Annotated in this window: 11 protein-coding genes and 1 pseudogene; 7 read left to right on the forward strand and 5 right to left on the reverse strand. The window is 58.0% G+C overall.

What is annotated here, in order from left to right; translation table 11 throughout:
• Positions 1-12: 12 nt before the first annotated feature.
• Positions 13-888, reverse strand: a complete 876-nt coding sequence (locus tag SHM7688_RS12890) for a MurR/RpiR family transcriptional regulator (RefSeq protein ID WP_058240360.1) — start codon at positions 886-888, stop codon at positions 13-15.
• Between the two features lie 120 nt (positions 889-1008).
• On the opposite strand from SHM7688_RS12890, the gene SHM7688_RS12895 reads away from it, so the two are divergent.
• The 7 genes from SHM7688_RS12895 (at position 1009) to SHM7688_RS12925 (ending at position 8868) form a co-directional block, all read left to right on the forward strand.
• Positions 1009-1773 carry an N-formylglutamate amidohydrolase gene (locus SHM7688_RS12895; protein WP_058240361.1) on the forward strand — a complete coding sequence of 255 codons (765 nt, stop codon included), beginning with the start codon at positions 1009-1011 and terminating at the stop codon, positions 1771-1773.
• A complete protein-coding gene (locus tag SHM7688_RS12900) occupies positions 1773-2369 on the forward strand; it encodes a TRAP transporter small permease subunit (protein ID WP_058240362.1) in 597 nt (198 codons plus the stop codon). Before SHM7688_RS12895 ends, SHM7688_RS12900 begins: the two co-directional genes overlap by 1 nt.
• Entirely contained in the window at positions 2369-3691 is a 1323-nt protein-coding gene (locus SHM7688_RS12905; RefSeq protein ID WP_058240363.1) for a TRAP transporter large permease, read from the forward strand. The genes SHM7688_RS12900 and SHM7688_RS12905 overlap by 1 nt, the downstream gene beginning before the upstream one ends.
• 52 nt (positions 3692-3743) lie before the next feature.
• The gene (locus tag SHM7688_RS12910) at positions 3744-4778 is read left to right on the forward strand and encodes a TRAP transporter substrate-binding protein (RefSeq protein ID WP_058240364.1); all 1035 of its coding nucleotides are present in this window, start codon (positions 3744-3746) and stop codon (positions 4776-4778) included.
• A gap of 107 nt (positions 4779-4885) precedes the next feature.
• Complete coding sequence (locus SHM7688_RS12915) at positions 4886-6250, forward strand: glutamine synthetase family protein (protein ID WP_058240365.1); 1365 nt, start codon at positions 4886-4888, stop codon at positions 6248-6250.
• Between the two features lie 93 nt (positions 6251-6343).
• Positions 6344-7726, forward strand: a complete 1383-nt coding sequence (locus SHM7688_RS12920) for an aldehyde dehydrogenase family protein (protein WP_058240366.1) — start codon at positions 6344-6346, stop codon at positions 7724-7726.
• On the forward strand, positions 7723-8868 hold the full coding sequence (locus SHM7688_RS12925; RefSeq protein WP_058240367.1) for an iron-containing alcohol dehydrogenase: 1146 nt from the start codon (positions 7723-7725) through the stop codon (positions 8866-8868). Before SHM7688_RS12920 ends, SHM7688_RS12925 begins: the two co-directional genes overlap by 4 nt.
• On the opposite strand, the gene cobF is transcribed toward SHM7688_RS12925, so the two are convergent.
• From cobF to SHM7688_RS20075, 4 genes and pseudogenes are all read right to left on the reverse strand, one after another.
• The gene (gene cobF / locus SHM7688_RS12930; RefSeq protein WP_058240368.1) at positions 8865-9620 is read right to left on the reverse strand and encodes a precorrin-6A synthase (deacetylating); all 756 of its coding nucleotides are present in this window, start codon (positions 9618-9620) and stop codon (positions 8865-8867) included. The two genes, SHM7688_RS12925 and cobF, sit on opposite strands and share 4 nt — an antisense overlap.
• On the reverse strand, positions 9617-10339 hold the full coding sequence (gene cobA, locus SHM7688_RS12935) for a uroporphyrinogen-III C-methyltransferase (protein ID WP_058240369.1): 723 nt from the start codon (positions 10337-10339) through the stop codon (positions 9617-9619). The genes cobF and cobA overlap by 4 nt, the downstream gene beginning before the upstream one ends.
• Positions 10336-11652 carry a cobyrinic acid a,c-diamide synthase CobB gene (locus SHM7688_RS12940; RefSeq protein ID WP_058240921.1) on the reverse strand — a complete coding sequence of 439 codons (1317 nt, stop codon included), beginning with the start codon at positions 11650-11652 and terminating at the stop codon, positions 10336-10338. The genes cobA and SHM7688_RS12940 overlap by 4 nt, the downstream gene beginning before the upstream one ends.
• 1 nt (position 11653) lies before the next feature.
• A pseudogene (locus SHM7688_RS20075) lies at positions 11654-11762 on the reverse strand (precorrin-4 C(11)-methyltransferase); the annotation flags it as partial.

An 11762-nucleotide genomic window follows, 5' to 3' on the forward strand; every position in this document is an offset into this window, starting at 1 on the left:
CAATTTTCGGTGTTACACGAATTTGCGGAAGATCTTTGTTTGATCAAACATGTCTTCTAACGTGCTCATGCGGGATTTGGTGCGATCCCAACTGGCTTCTTGCACCGCAGCGATCAGCGTTTCGGACAGCAGCATCATAGCCACGGTGGAATCCCAAGCCGAGGGGGCTTCGATTCTGCAGTTCAGGGATACATCCGCATATTGGCTAATCGGGCTTTGCCATTGATCTGTGATCAGAGCGATTTTCGCACCCTGTGCTTTGGCGATCTCCGCCAAACGGAGCGTCGAATTTTCATAGCGCCGGATATCATATATCAGCACAACGTCATCTGGCCGGATGTCCAGAAGATCATGGGGCCAGGCATTGGACGTCGAGCGGATGTGGCGCACGCGGGCGCGGATCACCTGCATATGTAAATGCAGATACTCGCTCAGTGCATGGGTGATGCGACCGCCCGTGATGTAAAGCGCCTGACTTTCATCTGCCAACATCCCCGTCAGGTCGTCAAACTGTTTGGGGTCAACGTTGGCGAGGGTCTGCCGGATATTGCTGATGACGGAGTCCGTGAAGCGGTTGAGGATATGCCCCTCAGGTGCGCTTTGTGCCCAGCTTTCGTGTTTGGCAATCGGATTGGAGAAACGTGCCTCCACCTCTATGCGCAGTGCGTCTTGAAAATCAGGAAACCCGCTGTAGCCAAGCTTTTGTACCATACGCGCCACGGTTGGGGTAGAGACAGATGCTTTGTCCGCGAGGCGTGTGATCGAGCCCATGCCCGACATCGGGTAGTTCTCCAGAATCACACCTGCCAGCTGACGCTCAGCCCGGGTCAGGCTTTCATATACTCTCTTGATCTTTTCCTGCGCGGTGTCTGCCAATGAACTGCCCATTCCCTAAGCGATTTTTGTAATCATAGTTTCATGCGTAAAAAAAAAGAAGAGATTATTTCAGAATAATTATTGACAGGCGGATACCTCCTGAAGAAGTTTGTTCATCAAAGGGGGCGTCAAATGACACTGGAAGACCATGAGGCGGTAGAGGTTGTGGGGAGTGTTGCGCCCCGCGATGTGATGTTTGTGTGTGAGCACGCATCAAACCATTTTCCCGATGAGTTTGGGGATTTGGGGCTGTCTGACGATGCAAAGACCAGCCATGTTGCTTGGGATCCGGGTGCCTTAGCCCTTACCAAGGAATTGGCACGCCGCTTTGAGGCGACCTATGTCGCCGGTGCTGTGTCCCGGTTGCTCTATGACTGTAATCGCCCTCCGGAAGCAGAAAGCGCCATTCCGACACGCAGCGAGATTTTCGAGATCCCGGGGAACGAAGGCTTGGATACCGCTGCGCGGACGGCGCGTGTCGAGCAGATTTATAAGCCGTTTCGCGCCGCGACAGAACAGGCGATGGCGATGGTGCATCCCAAGGCTTTGGTCACCGTCCATTCCTTTACACCTGTGTTTCACGGAAAACCGCGCGCTGTTGAGATTGGCATTTTGCATGATCGCGATACCCGCCTTGCGGACGCCATGCTGACGGCGATGAAAGGGGCGGAGTTCAATGTGCAACGCAACGAGCCTTATGGGCCCGAGCATGGGGTGACACACTCTCTCAAAACATATGCTTTGCCGAGTAAAACGCCCAATGTGATGCTTGAGGTACGCAATGACCTGCTGAGAGAACCAGAAGCGATTGCCAAGATGGCGGATACCATCGCGGATGCGTTGCGGGCAGGGCTGGCGTCGCTTGCTGCTGAAAATGCACAGCGGGGAGCGCAGTGATGCCGGGGTTTGTGAAGCTCTTCATTCGAGGGGTAGACGGCTTTAACCGCCGCATCGGCCGCTTCATGATGTATGGCATCTTCGCCATGATGGCGATTTTGCTCTGGTCCTCCTTTTCAAAGACGTTTCTGACGCCGTCCTTGTGGACGTTGGAAATGGCGCAGTTTGCGATGGTTGCCTATTACATTCTGGGTGGCCCATATTCGATGCAGATGGGCTCCAATGTCCGCATGGATCTGTTTTACGGGGAATGGACATTGCGCCAGCGCGCCATTGTGGATGCGATCACAGTGTTCCTTCTGATGTTTTACATTGCGATCCTGATCCATGGGGCTGTTGGGTCCAGTGCCTATGCGCTTGGTCACTTTGGGGTGGAGCCCTATGGCTTTTACTGGGAGTTGATTGCCGCTTTTGTGACAGGTGGTCGTGAGGCGGCAAGTGAAGTGATTGGCTATATCGAACGCAGCCCGACAGCGTGGCGCCCGGTGCTGTGGCCGATCAAAATCATCATGCTTTTTGGCTTTATTCTGATGTTCTTACAGTCGGTTTCTGAACTGCTCAAAGACATCGCGCGCATTCGTGGGGTGGACTACTGATGTCTTACGAAATGATCGCCATTCTGATGTTCTCGACCATGATGCTGATGCTCATGACCGGGCAGCGGGTTTTTGGCGCAATTGGATTTGTGGGGGTTCTGGCAGCGGTGCTGCTTTGGGGCACAGGGGGATCGGATATCGGTTTCTCTGCGGCGATGAAGTTGATGAAGTGGTATCCGCTTCTGACGCTGCCGATGTTCATCTTCATGGGTTATGTGCTGAGCGAAAGCAAAATTGCCGACGACCTTTATAAGATGTTTCACGTCTGGATGGGGCCTGTGCGAGGCGGTCTTGCGATCGGGACCATCCTGTTGATGGTTCTTGTGTCGGCGATGAACGGTCTCAGCGTGGCGGGCATGGCCATTGGTGCCACCATTGCGCTCCCGGAGCTGCTCAAGCGGGGCTATGACAAACGGATGGTGACGGGCGTCATTCAGGCCGGATCCAGTCTTGGCATTCTGGTGCCCCCGTCTGTTGTGCTCGTTCTCTACGCCATGATCGCGCGCCAGCCGGTGGGGCAGCTGTGGCTGGCCGGAGTGTTTCCGGGCCTGATGATGGCGGCGATGTTCATTCTATATGTGGTGATCCGCTGTCGTCTGCAGCCCGAGCTGGGCCCGGCGCTGCCGCAGGCAGATCGGGACATTTCCCGCGCCGAAAAGATGAAGCTCTTGCGCGCGGGCCTGCTGCCTCTGGTGATCTTTGCCACCATGATGGTGCCCTTTGTGAATGGGTGGACCTCGCTTGTGGAAAGCTCCGCCATTGGCGCCATCACGGCTTTTGTTGCAGCTGTTCTGAAGGGGCGTATGACCCGCGAAGTCTTTGAAAACTCCGTGCGCTCGACTTTGGGCATATCCTGCATGTTCATGTGGATCATTCTGGCCGCGCTTGGGTTTGGCGCGGTGTTTGATGGTCTGGGCGCGGTGAAGGCGATCGACAGCCTGTTCACGGAACAGCTGGGCCTGGATCCCTGGATGATCCTCATCCTGATGCAGCTGAGCTTTATCATCATGGGCACCTTTCTGGATGACACCGCGATGCTGGTGATTGTGGCACCGCTCTATGTGCCGCTTGTGAAAGTGTTGGGCTTTGATCTGATCTGGTATGGCGTGCTCTATACGATCACCACACAGATCGCTTATATGACGCCGCCCTTTGGCTATAACCTCTTCCTGATGCGGGCCATGGCCCCCAAGGAAGTGACCCTTAAAGACATTTACCGCAGCATTGTGCCCTTTGTGGCGGTCATGGTTCTGGCGCTGACGCTGGTCATGATCTTCCCTCAGATCGCGCTGTGGCTGCCGGATTATGTTTACGGAAAATAAGAAATCAACAGAGCGCCGCAAACGGGGCCAGATTCAACAAGGAGAGTAAGAGATGACAACAAGACGTAAGTTTCTTCAAACCGCTGGCGTTGGCGCCATGGCCGCACCTCTGGCGGCACCGGCGCTGGCATCCGGCACAATCAAATGGCGCATGCAGACCTATGCGGGGTCTGCTCTGGCCGCGCATGTGATTGATCCGGCGATTGAAATGTTCAACAAGATTGCGGGTGACCGCATGCAGATTGAGCTTTTCTACGCGGATCAGCTGGTGCCGACCGGTGAACTGTTCCGCGCAATGCAGCGCGGCACGATTGATGCGGTGCAGTCTGATGATGACTCCATGGCTTCGCCGACCGAAGTGACCGTGTTTGGCGGCTACTTCCCATTTGCCTCTCGCTACAGCCTCGATGTGCCGGTGCTGTTCAACCAATATGGCCTGAACGAAATCTGGGATGAAGAGTATTCCAAAGTGGGCGTGAAGCACATCAGTGCCGGCGCATGGGACCCTTGCCACTTTGCCACCAAAGATCCGATCAACTCTCTCGCGGATCTGAAAGGCAAGCGTATCTTCACCTTCCCAACGGCTGGCCGCTTCCTGAGCCAGTTTGGCGTGGTGCCTGTGACCCTGCCATGGGAAGACATCGAAGTTGCGATGCAGACTGGTGAGCTGGACGGTGTGGCCTGGTCGGGCATCACCGAAGACTACACCGTGGGCTGGGCAGATGTGACCAACTACTTCCTGACCAACAACATTTCTGGCGCATGGGCTGGCAGCTTCTTTGCCAATATGGACCGCTGGAATGAGTTGCCAGAAGACCTGCAGACTCTGTTCCGCGTTTGCACCGATCAGTCGCACTACTATCGTCAGTGGTGGTACTGGGGTGGCGAAGCCAATCTGCGTGTCAACGGCACCAAAATGCAGCTGACCTCCATCCCTGATGACGAATGGGCACAGGTGGAAACCGCTGCTGTGAAGTTCTGGGATGAAATCGCAGCGGAAAGCCCGACCAAGGCAAAAGTTGTGGAGATCTTCCGCAAGTATAACGCAGATATGCAGGCCGCCGGTCGTCCCTACCGCTACGGTTAAGATCAGCTCTGTGCGAAGAACGATGAGGCCCCGTCAGATGATGGGGCCTCTGCAATCCCAAAAACTGTGATCCCTGAAACACGGGAACCAAAAGGAAAGTGCGTCTGATGTCTGGCACCCTGACCCTGGAAGAGCTGCGCGGCTTGAGCGCGAGCGGAGAGATCGACACCGTTCTGGCCTGTATTGTGGACATGCAGGGCCGTCTGATGGGCAAACGTTTTGTGGCGCAACATTTTGTCGACAGTGCTTGGGAAGAGACCCATTGCTGTAACTATCTTCTGGCGACGGATCTGGAGATGCACACGGTAGAGGGCTATGCTTCGACCAGCTGGTCGGCAGGCTATGGGGATTACCTGATGAAGCCTGATCTCTGCACACTGCGCCGGGCGGCGTGGCTGGAGGGCACGGCGCTGGTGCTTTGTGATGTGATGGATCATCATGGCCATCACGACATCGCGCATTCCCCGCGTGCGATGCTGAAAAAACAGATCGCGCGTCTGGCAGAGATGGGATTTGAAGCGGTTTCTGCAACGGAGCTGGAATTCTTCATCTTCGAGCAGAGTTTTGAGGAACTGGCTAAGACCGGCTACCGCGATCTCACACCGATCAGTGCCTATAACGAAGATTACCATATCCTGCAGACCACTAAGGAAGAGGATGTGATGCGCACATTGCGCAATGATCTTTATGCCTCTGGCATCCCGGTGGAAGGCTCCAAGGGGGAGGCAGAAACCGGGCAGGAAGAGCTTAACATCCGCTATGGCAGCGCGATGGACGCGGCAGAAAACCACACGATTTCAAAACATGCGGCCAAGGAGATTGGCTGGCAGAAGGGTCATGCGGTCTCCTTCTTGCCCAAGTGGCGGCATGATAAGGTGGGCAGCGCCAGCCATGTGCATCAGTCGCTTTGGACCAAAGAGGGCGTGCCGGCTTTTTATGATGCAGAGAAGGATCTGGGCATGTCCGATCTGGCGCGGCATTATCTGGGTGGTCTGCTGAAATACGCAGATGACATCACTGTGTTCCTCGCACCCTATGTGAATAGCTATAAGCGGTTCCAAAAAGGCAGCTTTGCACCAACTGCAAAGGTCTGGTCTGTGGACAACCGCACCGCCGCGTTCCGTTTGTGCGGCGATGGCAGCAAGGCTGTGCGCGTGGAATGCCGGGTGCCGGGTGCGGATATGAACCCCTATCTGGCGATTGCGGCCATGTTGGCGGCAGGCATCAAAGGGATTGAGGAGAAACTTGATCCCGGCGCGCCTTTGACAGGCGATGCCTATGAGGGTGGGAGCAATGTCATCCCGACCAATCTGCGTGATGCAACCGAGGCGCTGCGGCGCTCTGACATGTTGCGCGCGGCGATGGGCAGTGAAGTGGTTGACCATTACGTGCGCATGGCAGAATGGGAGCAGGAAGCCTTTGAAGCGGTTGTGACCGATTGGGAAATTGCGCGCGGGTTTGAGCGCGCTTGATCTGGTGGGCATGAGGGGCCAGCCCCTCATACTCCCCGGGATATTTTTGGCCAAATGAAGGAGCGTGACGCTCTTTGGAACTGGAGGTGTGCCATGGCTGGCATGTTGACATGTATTTCACCGATTGATGGATCGGTTTTTGCAGAACGCCCTGTGTTGAGCGCAGAGGCGGCCTTTGAGGCAGCTGCGCGTGCAAAAGTGGCGCAGAAAGCCTGGGCCGCGCGCCCCTTGCAGGAGCGTATTGATCTGGTGATGGCCGGTGTGGCCGCTGTGGGTGCGATGAATGATGAGATCGTGCCAGAGATTGCCCAGATGATGGGACGGCCCGTGCGCTATGGTGGCGAATTTGGCGGTTTTAATGAGCGGGCAAGCCATATGGCGGGCATTGCAGCCGAGAGCCTTGCCGACATTGAGGTGGGCGAAGACGCCACATTCAAACGCTATATCAAACGGATCCCACATGGTGTTGTGTTTGTGGTCGCACCTTGGAACTATCCCTACATGACGGCGATCAATACGGTGGCGCCTGCGCTGATTGCGGGCAATACTGTTATGCTGAAACACGCGACGCAGACCCTGTTGGTGGGCGAGCGCATGGCCCAGGCCTTCCACAGCGCAGGCGTACCGGAAGATGTGTTCCAGAATGTGTTCCTGAGCCATGATGTGACCAATGATCTGATCGCGGGCAATGCTTTTGACTTTGTCAATTTCACGGGGTCTGTGGGCGGTGGTCAGGCGATGGAACGTGCCGCAGCTGGCACGTTTACCGGCGTGGGCACCGAGCTTGGCGGCAAAGATCCGGGCTATGTGATGGAAGATGCGGATCTGGATGCGGCGGTGGACACGCTGATTGACGGGGCGATGTTCAACTCTGGTCAATGCTGCTGTGGGATTGAGCGCATCTATGTGCATGAGAGCCTTTATGATGCCTTTGTTGCTAAGGCTGTGGAGGTTGTGAAAGGCTACAAGCTGGGCAATCCAATGGAAGAGGCCACAACCATCGGACCTATGGCCAATGTGCGTTTTGCCAATGAGGTGCGCGCGCAGATCGCAGAGGCGCTTGAAGCGGGTGCAACGGCGCATATCGAGACTTTTGCGGAAGATGATGGCGGCGCGTATCTGACACCGCAGATTCTGACGGATGTCACCCATGAGATGCGTGTGATGCGGGATGAGAGCTTTGGCCCTGTTGTGGGCATCATGAAGGTCTCTTCTGATGAGGAAGCCATTGCGCTGATGAATGACAGTGAATTTGGCCTGACGGCGAGCCTCTGGACCACGGATGTGGCGCGCGCGGAGCGTGTGGGCAATGAGATTGAGACCGGCACGGTGTTTATGAACCGGGCGGATTATCTGGATCCGGGTCTGTGCTGGACCGGCTGTAAAAACACCGGGCGTGGGGGCGGCCTGTCCGTGATCGGGTTCCAGAACCTGACGCGCCCGAAATCCTACCATCTGAAGAAGGTGACATCATGACACTTGTTGGCAACTGGTCTTATCCGACCGCAGTGAAATTTGGCGCCGGGCGCATCAAGGAGCTGGCCGAGGCCTGCGCGGCCACCGGCATGAAAAAGCCCTTGCTGGTGACCGACAAAGGTCTGGCGGATCTGCCGATCACCACGGCCACTCTGGACTTGCTGGAAGCAGCGGGCCTGGGACGCGCCATGTTCTCTGATGTGGATCCGAACCCCAATGAGAAGAACCTTGAGGCCGGTCTTGAGGTCTACCGCGCAGGTGGGCATGACGGGGTGATCGCCTTTGGCGGCGGCTCCGGACTGGATCTGGGCAAGATGGTGGCCTTTATGTCTGGCCAGACCCGTCCGGTCTGGGATTTTGAGGACATTGGCGACTGGTGGACCCGTGCCGATCCTGACGGGATTGCGCCGATCATCGCTGTGCCGACCACAGCCGGGACCGGCTCTGAGGTGGGGCGCGCCAGTGTGATCACCAATTCTGTGAGCCATGAAAAGAAGATCATCTTCCACCCCAAGGTGCTGCCCGCCATCGTGATCTGTGATCCGGAGCTGACCGTTGGCATGCCACAGTTCATCACGGCGGGTACCGGGCTTGATGCCTTTGCTCATTGCGTGGAGGCTTATTCCAGCCCGCATTATCATCCGATGAGCCAGGGCATTGCGCTGGAAGGTATGAAGCTGGTGATTGAGAACCTGCCGCGCGCCTATGCCGATGGCAAAGATCTCGAAGCGCGTGCACATATGATGAGCGCGGCCATGATGGGGGCGACGGCCTTCCAGAAAGGCCTTGGCGCCATTCATGCCATGAGCCATCCGGTGGGCGCGATGTTCAACACCCACCACGGCACCACCAATGCGGTCTGCATGCCGGCGGTGCTTGAACTGAATGCGCCAGAGATTGCCGCTCGCTTTGATCTGGCGGCGGGGTACTTGGGTATTGAAGGTGGCTTTGAGGGCTTCCGCGCCTTTGTGCAGGGGTTCAACGACAGCTTTGCCATTCCGCGCAAGCTGTCTGACCTTGGCGTGAAAGCGGATGCCATCCCTGAGCTGGTCAAAGGCGCGCTGATTGATCCGAGCTGCGGCGGCAACCCGGTGGAACTGACTGAGGCGAACCTCACAGCGCTGTTTGAGGCGACAATCTAAGTGGATTTGCGCAGCAGATAGATGTCCATAATCCAACCAATCGAGGCCCGTGCATCTGCGCGGGCCTTGATGATTTTGGCGCAGACCTCTGCCAGCGGGCCTTCGATCAGGATTTGCTGATCCATCCCCACATAGCCGCCCCACCAGATGTGCAGATCTTCAGGAACGAGATGCTGGAAAGAGCAGTTGCCATCCAGCATCACAGCCACGGTCGAAATCCCTTCGGGCCAGCCGTCTTCGCGCAGCTTGCGCCCCGTGGTGATCTGAACCGGATCGCCCAAAGTGTTGAGAGGAATGGCGTGTGCGGCGGTGAGCATCTGCAGCGAGGTGATGCCGGGCACCACATTCACAGTCAGCGGGATACCGCGCGCAATCAGGCGATCTGCGATACGTAGCGTGCTGTCATAGAGCGACGGATCGCCCCAGACCATCAGCGCCACATGGCCCCCCTGCGGTACATGGGTGGTGATGAGATCCTGCCAGATTGCGGCCAGCGCATCGTGCCAGGTGTTCACCCCGTCAAGATATTTGGGCGTGTCTGCGTCGCGCAGCGGGTAGTCAAATTCGACAATCTTAGGCGCGGTGGTCAGAAGCTCTGCAGCGATCATGCGGCGCAGATCGGCGAGTTCGGTTTTCTCGCCGCCTTTGCGGGGCAGCAGGATGACATCTGCCGCCTCCAGCGTTTTGAGCGCCTGTCGCGTGAGGTGATCGGGGTTGCCCGAGCCAATGCCAACAAGAGACAGCGTGGTCATTTGGGGGCTGCCAGTTCGCCGAAGAGGATGATGCCCGGTGCAGAGGAAATCTCTTCCGCCAGCTGTTTGGCGAGCTCTTCCATTGTGGTGCGGGTGAGTGTTTGTTCTGGATGGGATACGCTTTCGGCCAGAAGCGCAGGGCAGTCGCGGCGCAGGCCGGTGGCAAAGAGCTTTTCGGCCAGTTCCGGGAAGGTGCGTTTGGGCATGAACAGCACCGTGGTGGCGCCGGGGTCTGCGAGCGCCTGAAGGTTCAGATCGCCGGGTAGGGCGCCTGCAACATCGTGGCCGGTGACAAATTGCACGCGGCGGGCCACAAGGCGGCGGGTCAGGGGGATACCAGCCGCGGCGGCGGCGGCGCTGGCCGAGGTCACGCCGGGGATAATTTCAAAATCAATGCCCGCCTCTTTGAGCGCGGTCATCTCTTCTTCCAGACGGCCAAAAATACCGCTGTCGCCGGATTTGAGGCGCACCACATGGGCGCCGGATTGGGCGTAATCCACCAAAAGCTGGCTGACATGGTGTTGTTTGGGCGAGGGGCGGCCTGCGCGTTTGCCGACGCCAACAAGATCTGCCTCCTTGTTGGCGTGTTCCAGAATGGGGCCTGCGGAAAGATCATCAAACAGTACGGCCTCTGCTTTTGAGAGGCGATCAACAGCCTTCAGGGTGAGCAGCTCGGGATCCCCCGGGCCGGAGCTTACGAAACTGACAAAGCCGGTCATGCGGAGGCCTCTGAAATCAGGTGGAAGAAGGTGCCGGTGGTGTGGCCCTTGATCGAGCCGGTTTCGGGCACGGGGTTGCCGTCTGCGTCGCCCACTTGGGCGAGCGGGGCATCCGGTTCTTCCAGAATGGTGGAATAGTGGAATTCATGGCCACGCAGGCGGGCGCCGGTGTCAAAGCCCAGCATCGGGGCCTGCAAAGTCGCTTGGCGGTAGCCGAGGTGGAACTTGCGTTTCTCATAAGAGGTCACAAGCCCAAGAAGGCCCGCCATTTCGTGGCGGTTGCCCTCTTTGTCAATCAGGGCCTGACCCAGCGCCATGTAGCCGCCGCATTCGCCATGTACTGGTTTGGTTTCGGCGTGTTTGCGCAGGCCCGCAAGGTAGGTTTTGTTGGCGGCAAGCGTGCCTGCGTGCAGCTCGGGATAGCCGCCGGGCAGCCAGACCAGATCGGCGCTGGCATCAGGGGCCTCATCGGCCAACGGGGAGAAGGGCAGGATTTCCGCACCCGCGTTGCGCCAGCCGGTCAGCAGGTGCGGGTAGGTGAAGCTGAAGGCCGCGTCGCGCGCCAGAGCGATGCGCTGGGCCGGGGGCTTGGGCAGCTGTCCTGTGCGCACGGGGCCAGCCTTGGCGGCCGCTTTGATGGCGGCGAGGTCCACATGCTCGCGCAGGAAGGCGGCATAGCCTGTGATGGCCTCTTCCAGATCGGGATGTTCAATTGCCTGAATGAGGCCGAGGTGGCGCTCTGGCAGGGCGAGGTCTCCACGACGGGGCAGCACGCCCAGCACATTGATGCCCGCTTGATCCATGCCAAGCCGTGCGAGGCGCTCATGACGCGGGGAGGCGCAGCGGTTGAGGATCACCCCGGCAAAGGGCAAATCCGGGTTGTAGGTTTGGAAGCCAAGCGCGGTGGCGGCCGCGGATTGCGCCTGACCGCCCACGTCGATCACCAATACAATCGGCCAGCCCATCATCAGCGCGGTTTCCGCAGAGCTGCCAAAGCCATTTTCGCCGCGTGTGGCCACGCCGTCAAACAGCCCCATGGAGCCTTCGGCGACGATGATATCTGCGCCTTGAGCCTGTTCGGAAATACCGCCAGCTAGTGCGGGAGGCATGGCCCATGTGTCCAGATTGAAAGCCGGGCGGCGCGCGGCTGCGTGGTGGAACGCCGGGTCGATGTAGTCCGGGCCGGATTTGAAGGGCTGCACGTTGAGGTCATCTTCGGCCAGCGCGCGCAAAAGGCCCAGCATCACGGTGGTTTTGCCGGTGCCGGAGGAGGGGGCGGAAATGAGGATGCCGGGGGGCATGGTGGTGGTCATGTCAGTCGTCTCCATGCTGCCAGCTTGACCACGGGCTGTCTGCGGTCTGTGGGCGATAGCGGCGGTCATATTCGGTAGCGTAAAGGCAGCTTTCTTCAAAGCCTTCGCCC

It is taken from the genome of Shimia marina (assembly GCF_001458175.1).
Lineage (GTDB): Bacteria > Pseudomonadota > Alphaproteobacteria > Rhodobacterales > Rhodobacteraceae > Shimia > Shimia marina.

What these genes read in the sequence shown, in the direction of transcription:
- SHM7688_RS12890 (WP_058240360.1), bottom strand. Translation starts at nt 888, where the DNA reads ATGGGCAGTTCATTGGCAGACACCGCGCAGGAAAAGATCAAGAGAGTA.
- SHM7688_RS12895 (WP_058240361.1), top strand. Translation starts at nt 1,009, where the DNA reads ATGACACTGGAAGACCATGAGGCGGTAGAGGTTGTGGGGAGTGTTGCG.
- SHM7688_RS12900 (WP_058240362.1), top strand. Translation starts at nt 1,773, where the DNA reads ATGCCGGGGTTTGTGAAGCTCTTCATTCGAGGGGTAGACGGCTTTAAC.
- SHM7688_RS12905 (WP_058240363.1), top strand. Translation starts at nt 2,369, where the DNA reads ATGTCTTACGAAATGATCGCCATTCTGATGTTCTCGACCATGATGCTG.
- SHM7688_RS12910 (WP_058240364.1), top strand. Translation starts at nt 3,744, where the DNA reads ATGACAACAAGACGTAAGTTTCTTCAAACCGCTGGCGTTGGCGCCATG.
- SHM7688_RS12915 (WP_058240365.1), top strand. Translation starts at nt 4,886, where the DNA reads ATGTCTGGCACCCTGACCCTGGAAGAGCTGCGCGGCTTGAGCGCGAGC.
- SHM7688_RS12920 (WP_058240366.1), top strand. Translation starts at nt 6,344, where the DNA reads ATGGCTGGCATGTTGACATGTATTTCACCGATTGATGGATCGGTTTTT.
- SHM7688_RS12925 (WP_058240367.1), top strand. Translation starts at nt 7,723, where the DNA reads ATGACACTTGTTGGCAACTGGTCTTATCCGACCGCAGTGAAATTTGGC.
- cobF (WP_058240368.1), bottom strand. Translation starts at nt 9,620, where the DNA reads ATGACCACGCTGTCTCTTGTTGGCATTGGCTCGGGCAACCCCGATCAC.
- cobA (WP_058240369.1), bottom strand. Translation starts at nt 10,339, where the DNA reads ATGACCGGCTTTGTCAGTTTCGTAAGCTCCGGCCCGGGGGATCCCGAG.
- SHM7688_RS12940 (WP_058240921.1), bottom strand. Translation starts at nt 11,652, where the DNA reads ATGACCACCACCATGCCCCCCGGCATCCTCATTTCCGCCCCCTCCTCC.